Below are 16,378 nucleotides of genomic sequence, written 5' to 3'. Positions count from 1 at the left end.
TCGAGGGCGCGGTCGCTCTGCCCGCCCGTGAACACCTCAGTGTCGCGATTCGGTTCCGCACGACCGCAATTGAGCCCCGGTGAGGGATGATCGACCGCAGTCGGCACATCAAGGTGCCGACCACTGGGGATTCTTCGGCTGCCGTTAGGGACAGCGGTCGACTTTGGGGGAGTCATGACGAGCTATTCGATCTCGGTGCGCTTGCAGCGCACGACGCTGGAGGAGGCTTACGTCTCCGTCCCGGTCACCGAGGCTCTGATGCGGGAGGAGCCCGGCGAAGACGGATCGTACGGCCTCGACACGGATAAGTTCGTCGCCGCGGCGATCGAGCTTCAGGGCGGAGCTGATTGGGTGCCGGAGGAGCAGCGGGTCACACTGCACCCCATCCAGCAGGCTCCCGACACCGCATAGCCGGAAAGGCCGACGCCATCCGACACCATCCGACACCGCCGGCCCGCCCCGTCAGCAGTCACTGCCTTCGCGACAGCCGTCGCGCACTCAGTGGCTGCTCAGCGGCTTGCCGTACTTGTGCGCCGTCGTGAGGTACGGGAGGGCGAGCGTGCGGGGCGAGAAGGCTGCCGAGCCGTTGGCCGCGCCCTTGGGGAAGAGCCATGCGGCGCCCAGCGATGAGTTCTCGCCCGGGGATCCGACCGTGACGTCCGGTGCACCGTCGGCGTTGTAGTCGCCCGCGGCGACCGCCGCGCCGAAGGCGTCACCCGCTTCGGCGACGCCCGGGACACCGGAGGTGTCCTGGTTCCAGGTAAGGGAACTGGCAGCGCCCTTGGCGTCGAGGAGGCCCTGCGCACCGCCGCGCAGCAGCCACGCGGCGCCCGCTCCCGCTTCGTTCCCGATGGCTTCACCGGGAGCGCCCGCGATCAAATCCTCCCGGCCGTCACGGTTGACGTCGGAGACGGCGAGGGCGGCACCGAAGCGGTCACCGTCCTCGGCCGCCCCCGGCACGCCTTCGGTGTCCTGGTTGAGGGTCTGGTCACGGGTGCCGAACGAGCCGCTCGCGGGGCTTCCGTAGTGCACGTGGATGGCGCCGCCCTTGGCGAGACCCTCGGGGCCGCACGGGTCGTCGATGTTCTCGTCGGCGATCTCACGGCACTCACCGAGCGCCAGGTCCTCGTGGCCAGGTCCGCCGTGCCGTCGCTGTCGAAGTCGCCGGTGGCCAGGACAGGCGCGCGGCCGCCCATGGGGGCGGCGACGACGGTGGTGACCATGCTGTCCTCGCCGACGATGACACGAGCGACGACCTTGTCCGTGCCGCCGACCACGATCGCCTTGTTGTCGCCGCCGGTCAGGTTGGCCGCAGCGATCGACTTGCCGTAGGCGGCCGACGGTGACGGCCCGGTCAGGACCGTCGACCCCGGCCCAGGCCCGGTCTTCGAGCCGCCCACGGCGATGACCATGCCCGCGTCCGTACCGCGCTCGGTGACGTCCTCGCCGGGGGCACCGGCGAGCAGTTCGGCGATGCCGTCGCCGTTGAGGTCGGTCAGCGTCACGGACGCCCCGAAGCGGTCGCCTGCCTCCGGGGAGCCGGGAACCTCGGGCGTGGCCTGGGTGACACGGATGCTTCCATGGGCGCCGACGCCCTTCGGGCCGCCCCAGACGACGTTCACATACCCGGCCTTGGCCTGATCGGCCACGGTTCCGTCCGGGACGCCGACGGCCAGGTCCGCGTAACCGTCGCCGTTGAAGTCACTCGTGACGGTGCCGGGTGCGGCAGCGGTGGCACCGGGCGGGAACACGAACCCGGCGGTGGCCGCAGTGGCGGCCGCGATGGCGTACGTCAGAAGGCGGCGGCGGTGTGGCACGGTGGCTCCCACTCGGTCGACGGGGCTTGGGTCTGTATTGGTGTGACCGTCGAAGGGCGGGGCTGGTTGTACGGAGTTCACCGGTGGTTGGCGCCAGGTTCAGGGCGCCACTGTCCACGTGAACGGCGCCGCCACCGGACTGGACACGTGACGGTACGAACGGTGCCTTCCGCACCACGCCCGACGGGAGGGGAAGGCCTCAGCCCGGGTGTCGTGTCACGAACGTACCGACGATTGCGGTCACGAGTTTGCTGACGGCCGCGGTGGACGGCGGGCCGGCGTCTCGGTCTGCGAACAGGAGATGTCCGCCACCGACCAGGGAGAGGGTGAGCGAGTCGATGTCCGCGTCGGCCGCGATGCGGCCCCGTTCACGCTCGTCGCCCAGGTAGTCGGAGACCGCCGTCGTGGCTTGGGCGAGGATCGCGATGCCGCCGCCGGGCCTGGCTTGTCGCAGCCGGGCGCGCAGCTCGTCGCGGAAGGTGATGAGCGGGATGATCGCCACCGGAATCGGCCCGAACAGGGTGGTCAGTGCGGCAGTGAGGTTGTCGGCCACCGTGCCGCTGCCGGCGGACTCGCGCAGCGCGGTCGCCCGCGCCTCGAGCTGCGCGGCCCGGTCGAGCACCAGGTCGGCGAGGAAGGCATCGAAATCGGTGAAGTGCCGGTGCAGGACGCCTTTGGCGTAGCCCGCCTCGTCGGTGACGGCCCGGCTGGTCAGCCCGTTCGGCCCGTCTCGCAGGAGCACGCGTTCGGCAGCCTCGAACAGCTGCTGCCGGGCGTCGCGAAGGTGCACCCCAGTCGGCACTCAACGATCCTCTCGTTTCGTCTGCCCGTCGGGCGACCATTGCCTAGTGGGCAAGCGCCCACTAGAGTGGGCACATGCCCACTTTACCTCGAGAGCAGCCGGGGTCGTCTCCGGTGGAACCCCATGAAGCCCGGCGGATGGCCCAGTCGTTCGGCGCCGACGCGCAGCGCTACGACCAGGTGCGGCCCCGCTACCCCGATGCGCTGGTGGAGCGCATCCTCGCCGGGAGCACCCGTTCCGACACGCTCAACGAACTCGACGTGCTCGATGTCGGCTGCGGCACCGGCATCGCAGCCCGCCAGTTCCAGGCCGCCGGCTGCACTGTGCTCGGCGTCGAGCCCGATGCGCGGATGGCCGACTTCGCGCGAGCACAGGGCCTTCGGGTCGAGGTGGCCACCTTCGAAGCCTGGCAGCCGGCCGGCCGGACGTTCGATGCGGTCATCGCCGCCCAGTCATGGCACTGGATGGATCCGGTCGCCGGGGCGGAGAAGGCCGCGCGGGTGCTGCGTCCAGGGGGCCGTCTGGCGATCTTCGGCCACGTGTACGAGCCGCCGATCGAGGTGGCGGAAGCGTTTGCCGCTGCCTACCGCCGGGTGGCACCCGACTCCCCGCTCAACGGCCGGCCGGCCCAGTCGGCCCGTCGTCCGCTCGACGTCTATCAGGCGGGATACGCGCGGTTCGCCGACAAGATTCGTGAGACCGAGCAGTTCACCGAGCCCGAACAGTGGCGCTTCGACTGGGAGCAGTCCTACACGCGCGACCAGTGGCTGGACCTGCTGCCCACCACCGGCGGCCTCACCCAACTCCCTCCCGCTCAGCTGACCGAGGTACTGGACGCGGTCGGGGACGCAATCGACGTACTGGGTGGACGTTTCCTGATGACCTACACCACCCTGGCGACCACGGCGGTACGCACCGGCACGTGAGTGGTGGACGCTCCGCAGTGCGACGAAGCGTTCTGCAGTGAGCGGTCGGATTCGCGTCGCGGCCGGTGAACCATGGGGAGAATGCTGCGAGTTGACCGGCAGGCGCACCCCCGTAGGCCGGGTGCGCCCACCGGGGGGTTCAGATGCCGCAGCTCGACGCCGACCAGAAGCGGCTGGGGCGGTGATCGAGGTGAGTGTGGTCGCCGTGGCCCGGATAGCCGGGGCCGAGAATCCCGTTGAAGCCATGGTTGCGGGCCTGCTGGGCGAGTCGGCACAACGTGTGCGGGCCCGAGCCGAGGTCGGCCGCATCACCGTACAGATGGCGGCTGCCGGCTGCTCCGCCGACCGCGTCGTTGCAGGCATGTGAGCGGAAGCCGCTGGTCACGCGAATGGGCTGGTCGCCCAGCGCGTGCCGCAGTGCCTCGAGTTTCCACATGGTGCGCAGCGCGTTCGACTTCGCGGTGCTCGCGCTCACCGCTCCGCCCGCCCAGGTGGAGTTGCAGGTGTTGAGTTCGGCGTAAGTGAAGTGGATCGGCGTGCAGTCGTTGTCCTGGAGGGCGTAGATCTTGCTGAATGTCGCCGGACCGGCGACCCCGTCCGCGGCCAGTCCGTAAGCCGACTGGAAGCGTTTGACCGCGGCGGTCGTCGCCGGTCCGTAGGCGCCGTCGATGGCGAGCACGCCGCCGTTGCCGGCATGACCCGCCACCCGGATCTGCAACTGCGTCACGTCGGCACCCGAGGCCCCTTGGGACAAGGAGCGCGACCACGTGTAGCAGCCGTCGGCCTGAGCAGTTCCGGTGGCAGCGACAACACCGCCCAAAGTTGCGGCAATGAGCATGACAAGCGAGAGAATGAGTCGTGTGGTGCGTCTGGTCATCAGGCCACTCCATGGGGGGGCGGAGGAGGGAAGGTACGCACGTGCCTTCCGAGCGTGGCGGGATGGACGGCGCACGTCAACGGGACGTCAACGTCCGTCATTTGTCGGCCCATTGGCGGTGCCGACGCTTCTGCCGCGCCGCGGGTGGGGGAGAGGGGACGGGGCGCAACCCACGCCGAACTCACGCGTGGCGCATGGGCGATTCACGCGGGTTTTCGGGGGCATCCGGCAACGTATGACGACTCATGATGAGCATCGTGGATCGCCTGACATGGGCGAAATGGAACGAGGTACGTCGCAGCGTCTCGCGGCGCGCAACCAGATGTGGACGCTCGCCTGGACCGCCTTGTGTGTCCTCCTCTCGATCTGGTCGATCGCCTGGGCCGTCGGCGCGGCCCGGGGCAGCACCAACGCATGGGCCTACTGTTTCGCCGGCCTGGTGCTGCTGGCCTGCGCACTGTGGGCTCGCCGCTCGGCCATCCGCAATAGTCCGCCACGCCGTCTGTGAATCGGGGGGTGGAATCAGGAGGCCGAATCGGGAGGACTCTTCGCGAATCGGAAGGCTCGTCGGAGCCCGGCGAATGACAGGGGCGAGGGCCTTTGGCGGGCAACGGCGCGCCGTCACCCGGCTGCGTTCACCGACCTGCGGCCAGCACTGCTGCGAGTCCCTCTTGCAGATCCTTGACGAAGAACTCGGGGACCTCCAGCGACGGGAAATGCCCGCCGGTTTCGGGCGACCTCCACCGGACGATCCGCCGGAACCGCTCCTGTGCCCAGGGGCGCGGGCACTTCTCGATGTCGCGGGGATACACGCTGATTGCTGACGGAACGTCGACCCGAAGTTCGGGGTCGAGCGAGTCATGGCTTTCGTAGTAGATACGGGCCGCCGACGCTCCTGTCCGCGTCAGCCAGTACAAGGTGACGTCATCGAGAAGGCGATCCATGGAGATCGTCTCGAACGGGCTGTCCTCGGTATCCGTCCACTCGGCGAACTTGTCGAGGATCCAGGCGAGAAGCCCGACCGGTGAGTCGACGAGCGAGTAGCCGATGGTCTGCGGCCGGGCCGCCTGCTGCTTCGCGTACGCCGCGCGGGGGCCGCCCCAGAAAGCGCGGGTTTCCTCGGTCCATGTGCGTTCGGCCGCCGTCAGCATGTCCGTCGACAACCCGGGCGGTGCCTGCGGGGTCGTGGTGTGGATGCCGAGAACATGCGCCGGGAACCTGCCGCCGAGAACCGTGGTGATCACACCTCCCCAGTCGCCGCCATGGGCCAGAAACTTGCTGTAGCCGAGCCTTCCCATCAGTTCCACCCACGCGGCCGCGATCTCCTCGATGCCCCACCCGGAGGTGGCCGGCTTGTCGCTGTAGCCGAAGCCCGGCAACGACGGGGCCACGACGTGGAATGCCGGCGCCTCCGCGTCCTTCGGATCTGCCAGCTCGTCCACCACGTCGATGAACTCGGCAATGCTGCCCGGCCACCCGTGGGTCATGACCAGAGGAGTGGCGTCCGGGCGCGCGGATCGGCGGTGCAGGAAGTGAATTCCCACGTCGTCAATGGTCGTGCGGAACTGTCCGATCTGGTGGAGGCGCGCTTCGAACGACCGCCAGTCGTACCCGGTGCGCCAGTAGTTCACGACGTCGACGAGGTCGGCGAGAGGAACGCCCTGCGCCCATCGGCGAGGGCCGGGCGCGGCGTGATGGACCGTCTCGGTCTCCGGCAGTCGTGCCGCGCCTAGTCGCGCGCGCAGATCGTCGAGGTCGGCGTCCGCCGCGTGGGCCTCAAACGCCTGCACTTCGCTGGTCGGACGGTTCATGAGACCTCCTGGACGTGGCGGATCCGGTGACATCTGGAGTGAACCGGCGTATGAACCGGCTTAGACGGTTCTAGCAGTCCGTAAGGTTTGCGCGCAACCTGCTAAGGTGGTTCCATGCGCGCCGAGTTCCCTGATTTCCGCCTCGGTAGGGTCCTGGCGACGAGCTTCACCGCGACTCTGACCGAGCGTCGTGGCGACGCCGTGGAGCGGATTCCCACACCACACCGACTCGTCGACTGGCTGGCAGTGAGCGGCCTTGCGGTGAACTCCTGCACCACAGCCCAGCTCGAACTCGCCAAGAAACTGAGGGAGTCGATTCACGCCGTCGCGACAGCCGCCGCGCTCCAGGACCCTCTGCCCGCATCCGCCGTCCAGGTCATCAACGACTGCAGCGCTCAGGGGCGGGCCGCGGCCATCTTGACGTCCGAGGGCAAGCGGCGATGGCAGCTCAGCTCGGCTTCACGCGTGGAGGACGCCCTCAGCGTGATCGCCGCCGACGCGATCAGCATCATCGCGGGCGAACGAGACGGGAAACTGGCCCTGTGTGCATCACCGACCTGCCAGGCCGCCTTCTTCGACACCAGTCAGAGCCGCACCCGCAGATGGTGTGACATGAACACGTGCGGGAATCGCCAGAAGAAGGCGCGCTTCAATGCGAAGGAGCGCAAGAGCGCCAAGCCGACGGAGTGATTGATGGCTCCCCACTTCCACGTGGGCTGCTGCCTGAGCCCTGATCGCGGCCGCCACTGACCGCTGGAATGCTCAGGACGCGTCGTCGATCAACCCGAAGCCCTCCGGGAACCGGCCGCAGGTGCTCGCAGAAGGCCCGGCCGACGCTGGGCGGCGCAAAAAATTGGTGTGCGGGGCCGCCGGAACCGGGTAACGTCTAGGTCATGTTCTTCCAGACGCCGATTTACGAGTGAGAGCGTGATGGGCCCCTGCTGACGTCCCTCGACGTCGCCGCGCCCGTCCCCCACCGATGAATCTCCGTAGATCACTTCACATCACCCGGGAGAACCCGTGAGCAAGAACATCAATAACCCCGTGGGCATGGGCGGCGGCAAGCGCAAGAAGCTGTCCCGCGCCGAACGGCAGAACAACGGTCCGCACCGCAACCTCGACCGCAAGGGTGCCGCCGACCAGAAGGCGGAGCTGGTGCGCAAGATGCGTGAGAAGACCCAGGCTGCCGAGGGCGCCGGTCAGACGGACGACGAGACCGCACAGAGCTGACGCACCGCCGCCGCAGGGCGGCACAGCACGGGGGCAGGGCCCGGACCGCGACGCGCGGTCCGGGCCCTGCCGCTTCTGCTTCCGCGCAGCGCGGTGCTACGGGAAAGGCTTATGCGCCTGCATCTGTGGCGCTCTCGGCTGTCGCCCGTTCCAGGATGCCGGCGACCACCTCGGACTTGGCGTCCGCGTAGTTCTGCACGTACTCCCACTTCTGCTGGGACAGGGAGCGCTTGGTGTCGGCGTACAGCGTGCGGTCGCCGCTGTGCTTGCGCAGGTGATCACGAAAGAGCAGCATGCGGTCGGCCTCAGGGCAGCCCGCCGACAGGACGTGCAGGTTGGCCGTGGCAGCACTCGGATCGAGGTCGTACTTGCGCAAGACCCGGTGCTCGTACCAATCGGGCTCGCGGATGACGAGCTCGAAACCGAGAGCCTCCAGGGCAGGCACATACGAGGCGTCAGCGGAGGAATCCGGGACGATCAAGAGCATGTCGATGACCGGCTTGGCGGGCAGGCCCGGCACGGAAGTGGAGCCGACGTGCTCGATCCGGTGCTCGGGCTGGCTGAGACGTTCACGTATCCGCGCGGCCTCTCGTTCGAAGACCAGAGGCCAGCGGGGGTCGTAGTCGCGCAGGGTGACCTGGCCGTTGAGCTTGGGCGGGGAGTCGAGGTGGACTGCTTCGATCTCCTCGGCGGACATGGAGGCGCGCGGGGTCTGCTCGGACATGGGGGCTCCCGTCCTAGAGGCCAAGGGGTACGTGGCGCTGGTGTGCTGAATGGATCCGGGCCTGAGCTGATGCATCGTAAACGCCCCGGAAGACGCCTGAGGGGGCTCGAGGGCGCTCGCAAGCCTCTGCAAGCAGTGGTGGGCCATCGAAACGGTAACGGGACGCGACCTTAAGGTGGTTGGGCTCGATGCGGTCTCCGGCACCCCGGTCATTGATCTGAAGCCGACGATGGCGGAGTTTCGCCCGGTGGACGTCAAGCAGCCGGAATGGGTCAGCCAGTTGATGTCGGAGTACTTCCAGCCGTGAACGGTGGACGGTAAACGGTGAACGGGGGCCCCAGCCTCAGGCGGGCGGCGAGCAAGTCCTCGTGGCCAGCCCGCAGCGCGGCTTCGACGTGTGCGATGAGGAGGGAGGCGAGGCCGTAAGAAAGCGATTGACGCTGCGGTGTCGTTCGTGAAGCATTCCGGACCGTGACGACGAACATCGATCATGACCACCCTGGCTACGGACAGGACGCTGCGGCGGACCGCCCGCTCGCTCTGATCACCGGGGTGGGCCGCACCGTCGGTATCGGTGCGGGTATCGCCCGTCGGCTGGCCGCGTCGGGCTGGGACATCGCCTTTACCTACTGGACTCCGTATGACGCCCGCATGAGTTGGGGCAGCGAGCCAGGAGCGACCGAGGAGATCAGGCAAACCCTGGCCGAGCATGGCGCGTCCACCACCGCGATCGAGGCGGATCTCGCCGACCCGGACACCCCGGCACGCGTCTTCGACGAGGTCGAGCAGCGGATGGGCAAGGTCACCGCGCTGGTGATGAGTCACTGCGAGTCCGTCGACTCCGGGTTGCTCGACACCAGCGTCGAGAGTTTCGACCGGCACTTCGCCGTCAACGCGCGTGCCCCCTGGCTGCTCATCCGCGAGTTCGGGCGCCGCTTCGCCGCAGAACGGGGAACCGGCCGGATCATCAGCCTCACCAGCGATCACACCGTCGGCAACCTTCCCTACGGGGCGAGCAAGGGCGCCCTGGACCGCATCACGCTGGCCGCCGCCCACGAACTCGCCCACCTCGGTGTGACGGCCAACGCGGTCAATCCAGGGCCGATCGACACCGGGTGGATGCCCGAGGAAGTGCGGGAGCACTGCGTGCGCAGCGCCCCGCTCGGCCGCCTGGGCACCCCGCAGGACACCGCACACCTGGTGGACTTCCTGTGCTCACGGGAAGGCGAATGGATCAACGGCCAGCTGCTGATGAGCAACGGCGGCCTCGCGTAGTGGCTCCTATGAACCAGAGCGCAACCCAAGAACACTGTGCTGCACCACACCCGAGGAAATATCGGCCTTGCCTGAAGCCCGGGCAGCCAACTCCACCAGAGCGGACCGGAGATCGGCAGCCGGCTCGCCAAGGATGATCGCGCTGATGATCAGCTCCAGCATCAGACAGTCGTACGCGTCGCTCTTGCTCCGGTAGCGCTCCCGGTCGGCCTCCACGACAGCGGAGGCGATGCGCCTTCCCCCGGTCGTGGGGGCAAAGGTCGCTTCATAGACCCTGTGACCGGTCCAACTCCGGTGCATGAAAAGGACGTTGTCCTCAGCGAAGATGTTCCACTTCTGATCCATGTCCTGGGCTCGGTATCCGCGCCGGATCCGGTCCCATTCCTCGTCAGTCCAGACCCGATCCGGCAACTGGGTCACCGGCCGGGGCATGCTGATCGGATGGACGCGCCGGAACGACTCGCGGGTGAGCGGGGCATCTGCAGTCATGACGTGATCTTACGGAGGCACCACTCCGACAGGGCAGTGCATTTTCTTCGAGGACAGAGCCGGCGGTTCCTGGCAGAGCTGGTGGAACCCTCCAAGCTCGGCCGGGCATCGTTGTGCCGGTCAAGATCACCGTGCTCCGCAGCACGGCCCCAGACTTGCAGGACGCGGCGGCCAGGTGGCAGCCGCGACCTTGTCCGTGACGAGACCTGGGGGACCACACCGTGAGCGAACGCGTCATCGCGCCCAAGAGCCGGGGCTTCCTGTTCCTCGATTCCCACCCTGGCGGCTGCCGGCAACTGGTGGACGAGATGTGGCAGGCCGTCCCCGCCCCGGCCCCCGCCGGGGACGAAGGGCCGGTGGCCCTGGTCATCGGCTCGTCCGCCGGGTACGGCCTGGCGGCCACGGTCGCGGGCCTGGCCCACGTCGGAATCCGTGGCATCGGCGTATGCCTGGAGAAGGCACCCGGGCGGCGCACCGGCACCGCGGGCTGGTATCGCACCGCCGCGACCGCCCGGCTGGCCCAAGAGCACGGGCGGGACATGGTCTTCGTCAACGGCGACGCGTTCAGCGACGCGGTGAAGGAGCAGGTGGCTGACCTCCTCGCGGAGCGGTTCGGGGGACGGCTCGACTTCCTGATCTACTCGGTGGCCGCGCCTCGCCGCACCGACCCCGACACCGGCGACACCTACGCCTCTGTCCTCAAGCCGATCGGTTCGCCGCACACCACCAAGACCCTCGTCTTCGACGAAAACGGCGTCCCGGAGGTGAATGAGGTCAGCACCGCACCGGCCGAGGGCGACGACGTCGAACAGACCGTGGCGGTGATGGGCGGCGCCGACTGGGAACGGTGGATCACCTTCCTGGCCGGCCGGTCCCTGCTCGCCGACGGCTTCACCACCGCCGCCCTGTCCTACATCGGCTCGCCCCTCACCGCGGCGATCTACCGGCAGGGCACCATCGGCGCCGCGAAGTCCCATCTGGAGGCCACCGCACGTACGTTGGACGAGCGCCTCGGCAAGACGCTTGGCGGCCGGGCCGTGACCTCGGTCAATGCCGCTGCGGTCACTCAGTCCTCGACCGCCATCCCCGGCATTGCCCTGTACGTCGGCCTGCTGCGGGGGGTCCTGGGGGAGGCCATGGTGGCGCCGATCGGTCAACTGGTGGAGCTGTGGGACCAGTTGACCGGGACCCGCCCCCTCGACCTGGATGACGAGGGCCGGGTCCGCCTGGACACCTGGGAGCTCGACCCCGCCGTGCAGCGTGAAGTCGCAGCACGCTGGAGCGCCGCCACCAGCGACACCATCACCGCGCTAGCCGACCTCGACTGGTTCAGCGACGAGGTCCGCCGCCTCTACGGCTTCTCCGTCCCTGGCATCGACTACACCGCCGCCGTCGAAACCGACGCACCCTGGCCCACGGTCATCCACTGACCGTGGAACCGTGGAGTGGCCGGGGTGGTGGTAGCTGCTACCACTGCCCACCGACCGTGGTCGGCCCTGGCGGGGGAGTGGTAGATGTCGACCACGGTGTCGGTGGTCGACATCTACCACCGCCAAGAGGCTGGACGCGTGGGACATCGGGGCCTGGCGGCCAGGCGGGTCAGCGCAGGCCGGCGAAGAGATCGTTCTCGGGAACGGCGGCGCCGGTGGTGTCCTTGACGCGGACGAAGGTCTCCATGCCCATCAGCTCGCCGAACTTCTCCTTGCCCATCTTGAGGAAGAAGATGTTCTCGCCCTGACTGGCGTGCGCCGCCAGCGCATCGAACTTCTGACCGCTGAACGCGGTGGTGTCCACCCACGTGGTGATCTCATCGTCGGGGAGGCCGATCTCGGCCATCGCGGCGGCCTCGGCGGGGTCGGGCTCGGGCATGTCCTCGCCGAGCTCGCGCAGGGTCTCCCCGAACCGCTGCATCGCCGAGCGGGGCATCGTCGTCCAGTACACCTTCGGCGTCAGCGTGATCATCTCCAGCGCCGCCATCGTGATGCGGTGCGCCTGGATGTGGTCGGGGTGGCCGTAGAAGCCGTTCTCGTCATAGGTGACGACCACGTCGGGACGGTAGTGCCGCATGAGTTCCGCGAGCCGGGCCGCCCCTTCCTCCACGGCGGTCTGCCAGAAGGATCCGGGGGCGTCGTTGCTCGGCCAGCCCACCATCCCGGAGTCGGCGTAGTCCAGCATCTCCAGATCGCTGATCTTCAGGACGTCACAGCTCTCCTCGAGCTCCTTGCGGCGCATCCGGGCGACGGCCGCCGGGTCGTGCCCGGGATCGCCCGGCTTGACACCTCCCGGTCCATCACCGCAACCGCCGTCGGTACAGGTCACGAGGACCGTCCTGATGCCCTCTGCCGCGTACCGGGCGAGGATTCCTCCGGTTCCGGTGGCCTCGTCGTCGGGGTGGGCGTGTACTGCCATGAGCGTCAGGGGCCGGTCAGTCATGAAGGAGTCCTTCGGTAGAAATACGTACTGATTTATAGGAATGCGTAGTCGATGCAACCGTGCCGACCGGACTGGATGTTCCCGGCGCGGCTAATCACCTCGACCTCCACCTCAGGCGGAACGTGTGGCCATGGGACGTGTGGCCATGACGACTACGCCCGGCCCGGTCTCCTCGTCCGCGGGAAGGCGAAGTTCGGCGACGGGCCGCAGCCCGGCCTGGACGATCAGGTCGATGAGCTGTTCCGGACGCCACTGGTGTGTGGTCCAGCGAACGGGCACCCCTCCGTAGGCCTCCGTGCGCACCGCATCCTGGTCGCCGACGTGGGTGGCGGTGATGAAGTGTCCGCCCGGCTTCAGGGCGCGTGCGAACAGGGCCAGGACCTGCGGGAGGACCGCACGGGGGAGATTGAACAGAGACCACCATCCGAGTACACCGCCCAGGGATGCCTCGTCGAGGTCGAGCTCGGTGGCGGAGGCGACGCTGAAGCGGCAGTGCGGATACAGCCGGCGCGCGTTTTCGATCATGCGAGGGGAGAGGTCCACCCCGGAGACGTCGAGTCCGCGCTCGGCGAGGTAACCGGTCACCGTGCCGGGACCGCAGCCGACGTCCAGGACGGGCCTGAGATCGCCGACGGTGTCGGCGAAGGCGTCGATCGATGCCTTGAGCCAGGGGTGGCGGCGGATGTCGCCCATGCCTGTCGTTGCCACCATGTGCGCGTAGTTGTCGGCCACCTGGTCATAGGACTCCCGGACGACGTCGAGATCGGCGGGGCGGTCGATATGGCGTGCGTGCATCAGCCAAGAGTAGGGCGGCCGTCCTGAAGCCTGCCCCGCCGCATGACTCGGGCGCGCCTTGCGGTGGAACTCGCCCTGCAGCACGGCGTGTTCACCGCGTCGCAACCTTCGCACAACCCTTCGTACGCCTCGTGAGTCACACTCCCGCAAGCCCTTCCCCCGCATTTCCCCTTTGACCAACGGAGTTCCACCGTGCGTGTACGTACCCTGGCCGCCACCGCCGTCGTGGCGGCGCTCACCGCCACCGGTCTGACCCTGCCGCTCGCCGGGAGCGCCGTGGCGGACACGACGACGCCGCGGTTCGACTTCAACGGTGACGGATACGCGGACATCGCGGTCGGCATGCCCGACGCCACGGTGGACGGCAAGGCCAAGGCCGGCTACGTCAGCGTGATCTACGGCGGGCCGCAGAGCCCGAGCCAGTCCACCGGCGTCATCAGCCAGGCCGAGGCCGGCATACCCGGCACGCCCGAGGCGGGCGACCGCTTCGGCTCCTCCGTGGCACCCGTCGACGTGAACGGCGACGGCGTGTTCGAGCTCGTCGTCGGCGCGAGCGGCGAGTCCCTCACCTCCGAGCAGTTCCAGGACGAGGGCACCATCACCGTGCTCGACAACTCGGAGTTCAACATCAAGGGCACCACCGTGGCCAGGGGCACGTCCGAGTGGAGCAGTATCGGCGACACCATCGCCACGGGCGACTACGACGGCGACGGTGACACCGACCTCGCGTACAACAGCGGTGGCGAGGAGCGCGGTTCGCTCCGGTTCAGGCCGGGCCCGCTCACCGCCGACCCGGTGACCCACACCACCTTGCGCACCTACAGCATGGGCGGCCGCACCCTCGACCTGGCCACCGGTGACTTCGACGGTGACGGCCGGGACGACCTCGCCACCACCTGGAAGGCCATGGAGGACTCCGGCACCTTCATCACGCGCTGGAACGAGCAGGCCGAGCCGGCCCAGTGGTGGGCCGACGCCGACCGGGGCAGCGCGCTGGCGGCCGCCGACTTCGACCGGGACGGCACGGACGACCTGGCGGTCGGCCTCGTACAGCCCAACCCCGAGACGGAGACCACGCATTGCGAGAACCGGCTCGGCGGTGCGGTGCTCCTGCTCAAGGGCTCCAAGACCGCGGAGTTCGGCACCGAGAACGAGTGCATCACGCAGGACAACCCCGAGGTCGGCGGCACCGCCGAGGAGGGCGACGACTTCGGCGCCGCGCTGTCCGCAGGCGACCTCAACGGCGACAGCCGTCCGGAGCTGGTGGTCGGCGTGCCCGGCGAGGACGTGGGCACCGTGAAGGACGCGGGCGGATACGTCACCATGAACGGCACGGAGCACGGCCTCCACGGGGGTCTGGCCCGCAGCCAGAGCACCGTGAACATGCCTGGCACGGCCGAGGCCGGCGACCGCTTCGGCGCCCAGGTGGCCGTCGGTGACTACAACCGTGACGGACTGTGGGACACCGCGGTCAGCGCGCCCGGGGAGAACGCCGGTGAGCCCAGGTCGGGTGGTGTCTGGTTCGCGCCGAGCAGCACCGAGGAGACGTACCCGGTGGGCAAGTCGCTGACCCCGTTCGGCTTCGCGCTGCCCCACGGCGCGATCAAGTACGGCGAGGTGCTTGGGCAGTAGGTCCGCTTGCCGTCGTAGCACGTGAACTGACCTTCTCACCTCGCGATGTGGAGTACCTGTGCGCAGTAAGAGACTCTCGGCTGCCCTGCTCGGCGCCGCCACCGTCCTCGTGTCGGCGGGGCTCGCCCCCACGGCGGGCGCGGCGCCCGCGGCGGCCGTCCAGGGGCCCGACTTCAACGGTGACGGGTACGCGGACTCCGTGGTCGGCGTCTCTCGAGGGGACATCGACGGTCAGAAGTCCGCCGGCTACCTGCACGTGCTCTTCGGCGGAACGAGCGGGGCCGGCACGTCCACCGCCTCCGTCAGCCAGGACAGCCCGGGCGTCCCCGGGACCAGCGAGAAGAACGACCGCTTCGGCAGTGCCGTCGAGACGGCCGACGTGGACGGCGACGGCCTCACCGACGTCGTCGTCGGGGTGTCGGGTGAGGACGTCGGCAGCGACCCGGCGGTGACGGGCCACGGCTCGGTGGTCGTCCTGTACGGCTCCTCCGGCGGGGCCTTCGAGCGCGGCCGGACGATCGCGCAGGGTTCGGCGGGCGGCGGCGCCGGGGCCTCGCTCGCCGTGGGTGACTTCACCCAGGACGGTGCCGTGGACGTCGCGGTGGGTCTGCCCCACGGGGAATTCGGCGAGGTCGCGCTGCGGCCGGGTCCGCTCACCGAGGACAAGCCGCTGACGTCCTTGCTCCGCACCGGCTTCGGGGGCACATCCGGCACGCTGGCGGCCGGGGACTTCGACGGGAACGGCAAGACCGACCTGGCGATCTCCGCGTACTCCAACGACTACTCGCGCACCGCGCTGTGGCGCTGGAACGGCTCGGCGCTCCAGGAGTACTGGAAGTCGCCGGCCACCGGCTACGGCATCGCCGCGGGCGACTTCGACGGCGACGGTGTGGACGACCTGGCGCTCGGGCACTGCCTGATCACCGCCGAGGCCGACCGGCCCACCGGAGCCTGCGGCCCCGACGAGCTCGCCAAGGGCGGCAAGGTGCGGGTGTTCTACGGAGGCGGGGGCGCCGAGGGCTTCGGCGCCCGCAACCACACCGTGAGCCAGGACACTCCGGGCGTCGCGGGCACGGCGGAGGACGCGGACAACTTCGGCATCGATCTGGCCGCGGGCGATCTCAACGGGGACGGCCGGGACGACCTGGTGGCGGGCACGCCCGCCGAGGCCATCGGGACGGCGGACCGGGCCGGTTCGGCGACCGTGCTGACCTCGGGTCCGGACGGTCTGCTCGACGCCTCGGGCACCGCGAAGTCGACGGCCTGGCACCAGGATTCCGCCGGCGTCCCGGGGGCGGCGGAGGTCAACGACGAGTTCGGCTCGGCGCTCGCGGTCGGGGACTACGACGGCGACGGGGACGGCGATGTCACGGTCGGCGTCTACAACGAGAACAGCGCGCAGTACGACGAGAACCTCAGCACGGGCGGCGTCTGGACCCTGCCCAACGGCGCGGGGGCCGGCTCCAAGGCACTGACACCACGGCTGTTCGGGCTGCGGGGGGCGCTGTACTACGGGCACCTACTCGGGCGTTGAGACCGTGGTGAGACGGGCGGCGCGCTGCTGATA

Annotated in this window: 19 protein-coding genes; 10 read left to right on the top strand and 9 right to left on the bottom strand. The window is 69.0% G+C overall.

The window, feature by feature from the left end; all coding sequences use genetic code 11:
- Positions 1-174 precede the first annotated feature (174 nt).
- Entirely contained in the window at positions 175-411 is a 237-nt protein-coding gene (locus AB0M70_RS31100) for a hypothetical protein (RefSeq protein ID WP_365825091.1), read from the top strand.
- A gap of 87 nt (positions 412-498) precedes the next feature.
- On the opposite strand, the gene AB0M70_RS31095 is transcribed toward AB0M70_RS31100, so the two are convergent.
- The 3 genes from AB0M70_RS31095 to AB0M70_RS31085 form a co-directional block, all read right to left on the bottom strand.
- Entirely contained in the window at positions 499-960 is a 462-nt protein-coding gene (locus AB0M70_RS31095; protein ID WP_365825089.1) for a hypothetical protein, read from the bottom strand.
- Positions 876-1,817: an FG-GAP repeat protein gene (locus AB0M70_RS31090; protein WP_365825087.1), complete on the bottom strand. Its 942-nt coding sequence runs from the start codon at positions 1,815-1,817 to the stop codon at positions 876-878. The genes AB0M70_RS31095 and AB0M70_RS31090 overlap by 85 nt, the downstream gene beginning before the upstream one ends.
- Positions 1,818-2,016: 199 nt before the next feature.
- Positions 2,017-2,619 carry a TetR/AcrR family transcriptional regulator gene (locus tag AB0M70_RS31085; protein WP_365825085.1) on the bottom strand — a complete coding sequence of 201 codons (603 nt, stop codon included), beginning with the start codon at positions 2,617-2,619 and terminating at the stop codon, positions 2,017-2,019.
- Positions 2,620-2,693: 74 nt separating this feature from the next.
- On the opposite strand from AB0M70_RS31085, the gene AB0M70_RS31080 reads away from it, so the two are divergent.
- Positions 2,694-3,545, top strand: a complete 852-nt coding sequence (locus tag AB0M70_RS31080) for a class I SAM-dependent methyltransferase (RefSeq protein WP_365825083.1) — start codon at positions 2,694-2,696, stop codon at positions 3,543-3,545.
- A 139-nt stretch (positions 3,546-3,684) separates the two neighbouring features.
- On the opposite strand, the gene AB0M70_RS31075 is transcribed toward AB0M70_RS31080, so the two are convergent.
- Positions 3,685-4,422 carry a D-Ala-D-Ala carboxypeptidase family metallohydrolase gene (locus tag AB0M70_RS31075; RefSeq protein WP_365825081.1) on the bottom strand — a complete coding sequence of 246 codons (738 nt, stop codon included), beginning with the start codon at positions 4,420-4,422 and terminating at the stop codon, positions 3,685-3,687.
- Positions 4,423-4,702: 280 nt separating this feature from the next.
- On the opposite strand from AB0M70_RS31075, the gene AB0M70_RS31070 reads away from it, so the two are divergent.
- Positions 4,703-4,930 (top strand): hypothetical protein, encoded by a 228-nt coding sequence (locus AB0M70_RS31070; RefSeq protein ID WP_365825079.1) that lies wholly within the window; start codon positions 4,703-4,705, stop codon positions 4,928-4,930.
- Positions 4,931-5,057: 127 nt separating this feature from the next.
- Here AB0M70_RS31070 and AB0M70_RS31065 read toward each other — a convergent pair whose 3' ends face one another.
- Entirely contained in the window at positions 5,058-6,233 is a 1,176-nt protein-coding gene (locus tag AB0M70_RS31065; protein WP_365825077.1) for an epoxide hydrolase family protein, read from the bottom strand.
- A 114-nt stretch (positions 6,234-6,347) separates the two neighbouring features.
- On the opposite strand from AB0M70_RS31065, the gene AB0M70_RS31060 reads away from it, so the two are divergent.
- Both AB0M70_RS31060 and AB0M70_RS31055 read left to right on the top strand, forming a co-directional pair.
- Positions 6,348-6,923, top strand: a complete 576-nt coding sequence (locus AB0M70_RS31060; RefSeq protein WP_365825075.1) for a CGNR zinc finger domain-containing protein — start codon at positions 6,348-6,350, stop codon at positions 6,921-6,923.
- Between the two features lie 330 nt (positions 6,924-7,253).
- Complete coding sequence (locus AB0M70_RS31055) at positions 7,254-7,463, top strand: DUF6243 family protein (RefSeq protein ID WP_365825073.1); 210 nt, start codon at positions 7,254-7,256, stop codon at positions 7,461-7,463.
- A 109-nt stretch (positions 7,464-7,572) separates the two neighbouring features.
- Here AB0M70_RS31055 and AB0M70_RS31050 read toward each other — a convergent pair whose 3' ends face one another.
- On the bottom strand, positions 7,573-8,187 hold the full coding sequence (locus AB0M70_RS31050; protein ID WP_365825071.1) for a GrpB family protein: 615 nt from the start codon (positions 8,185-8,187) through the stop codon (positions 7,573-7,575).
- A 175-nt stretch (positions 8,188-8,362) separates the two neighbouring features.
- Between AB0M70_RS31050 and AB0M70_RS31045 the strand changes: the two genes are divergently transcribed.
- Positions 8,363-8,494: a hypothetical protein gene (locus tag AB0M70_RS31045; RefSeq protein ID WP_365825069.1), complete on the top strand. Its 132-nt coding sequence runs from the start codon at positions 8,363-8,365 to the stop codon at positions 8,492-8,494.
- Positions 8,495-8,658: 164 nt separating this feature from the next.
- The gene (locus AB0M70_RS31040) at positions 8,659-9,462 is read left to right on the top strand and encodes an SDR family oxidoreductase (protein WP_365825067.1); all 804 of its coding nucleotides are present in this window, start codon (positions 8,659-8,661) and stop codon (positions 9,460-9,462) included.
- A 6-nt stretch (positions 9,463-9,468) separates the two neighbouring features.
- On the opposite strand, the gene AB0M70_RS31035 is transcribed toward AB0M70_RS31040, so the two are convergent.
- Positions 9,469-9,951 carry a hypothetical protein gene (locus AB0M70_RS31035; RefSeq protein ID WP_365825065.1) on the bottom strand — a complete coding sequence of 161 codons (483 nt, stop codon included), beginning with the start codon at positions 9,949-9,951 and terminating at the stop codon, positions 9,469-9,471.
- Between the two features lie 221 nt (positions 9,952-10,172).
- Between AB0M70_RS31035 and fabV the strand changes: the two genes are divergently transcribed.
- Complete coding sequence (fabV, locus tag AB0M70_RS31030; protein WP_365825063.1) at positions 10,173-11,381, top strand: enoyl-[acyl-carrier-protein] reductase FabV; 1,209 nt, start codon at positions 10,173-10,175, stop codon at positions 11,379-11,381.
- Between the two features lie 169 nt (positions 11,382-11,550).
- Here the strand turns inward: fabV and AB0M70_RS31025 are convergent, their stop codons facing one another.
- Both AB0M70_RS31025 and AB0M70_RS31020 read right to left on the bottom strand, forming a co-directional pair.
- Complete coding sequence (locus tag AB0M70_RS31025; protein WP_365825061.1) at positions 11,551-12,384, bottom strand: PIG-L family deacetylase; 834 nt, start codon at positions 12,382-12,384, stop codon at positions 11,551-11,553.
- 111 nt (positions 12,385-12,495) lie between these two features.
- Entirely contained in the window at positions 12,496-13,179 is a 684-nt protein-coding gene (locus AB0M70_RS31020; RefSeq protein WP_365825059.1) for a class I SAM-dependent methyltransferase, read from the bottom strand.
- 192 nt (positions 13,180-13,371) lie between these two features.
- Between AB0M70_RS31020 and AB0M70_RS31015 the strand changes: the two genes are divergently transcribed.
- The gene (locus AB0M70_RS31015; protein ID WP_365825057.1) at positions 13,372-14,811 is read left to right on the top strand and encodes an FG-GAP and VCBS repeat-containing protein; all 1,440 of its coding nucleotides are present in this window, start codon (positions 13,372-13,374) and stop codon (positions 14,809-14,811) included.
- A gap of 58 nt (positions 14,812-14,869) precedes the next feature.
- Positions 14,870-16,345 carry an FG-GAP and VCBS repeat-containing protein gene (locus tag AB0M70_RS31010; RefSeq protein ID WP_365825055.1) on the top strand — a complete coding sequence of 492 codons (1,476 nt, stop codon included), beginning with the start codon at positions 14,870-14,872 and terminating at the stop codon, positions 16,343-16,345.
- Positions 16,346-16,378 lie beyond the last annotated feature (33 nt).

The sequence above is a fragment of the Streptomyces sp. NPDC051214 genome, assembly GCF_040682375.1.
GTDB lineage: Bacteria > Actinomycetota > Actinomycetes > Streptomycetales > Streptomycetaceae > Streptomyces.
Note: the sequence above shows the minus strand (reverse complement) of the source record. Positions and strands in the feature narration are given on the sequence as shown.

Coding starts and splice junctions, on each gene's coding strand:
- AB0M70_RS31100 (WP_365825091.1), top strand. CDS start 175: ATGACGAGCTATTCGATCTCGGTGCGCTTGCAGCGCACGACGCTGGAG.
- AB0M70_RS31080 (WP_365825083.1), top strand. CDS start 2,694: ATGCCCACTTTACCTCGAGAGCAGCCGGGGTCGTCTCCGGTGGAACCC.
- AB0M70_RS31075 (WP_365825081.1), bottom strand. CDS start 4,422: ATGACCAGACGCACCACACGACTCATTCTCTCGCTTGTCATGCTCATT.
- AB0M70_RS31070 (WP_365825079.1), top strand. CDS start 4,703: ATGGAACGAGGTACGTCGCAGCGTCTCGCGGCGCGCAACCAGATGTGG.
- AB0M70_RS31065 (WP_365825077.1), bottom strand. CDS start 6,233: ATGAACCGTCCGACCAGCGAAGTGCAGGCGTTTGAGGCCCACGCGGCG.
- AB0M70_RS31060 (WP_365825075.1), top strand. CDS start 6,348: ATGCGCGCCGAGTTCCCTGATTTCCGCCTCGGTAGGGTCCTGGCGACG.
- AB0M70_RS31050 (WP_365825071.1), bottom strand. CDS start 8,187: ATGTCCGAGCAGACCCCGCGCGCCTCCATGTCCGCCGAGGAGATCGAA.
- AB0M70_RS31035 (WP_365825065.1), bottom strand. CDS start 9,951: ATGACTGCAGATGCCCCGCTCACCCGCGAGTCGTTCCGGCGCGTCCAT.
- AB0M70_RS31025 (WP_365825061.1), bottom strand. CDS start 12,384: ATGACTGACCGGCCCCTGACGCTCATGGCAGTACACGCCCACCCCGAC.
- AB0M70_RS31020 (WP_365825059.1), bottom strand. CDS start 13,179: ATGCACGCACGCCATATCGACCGCCCCGCCGATCTCGACGTCGTCCGG.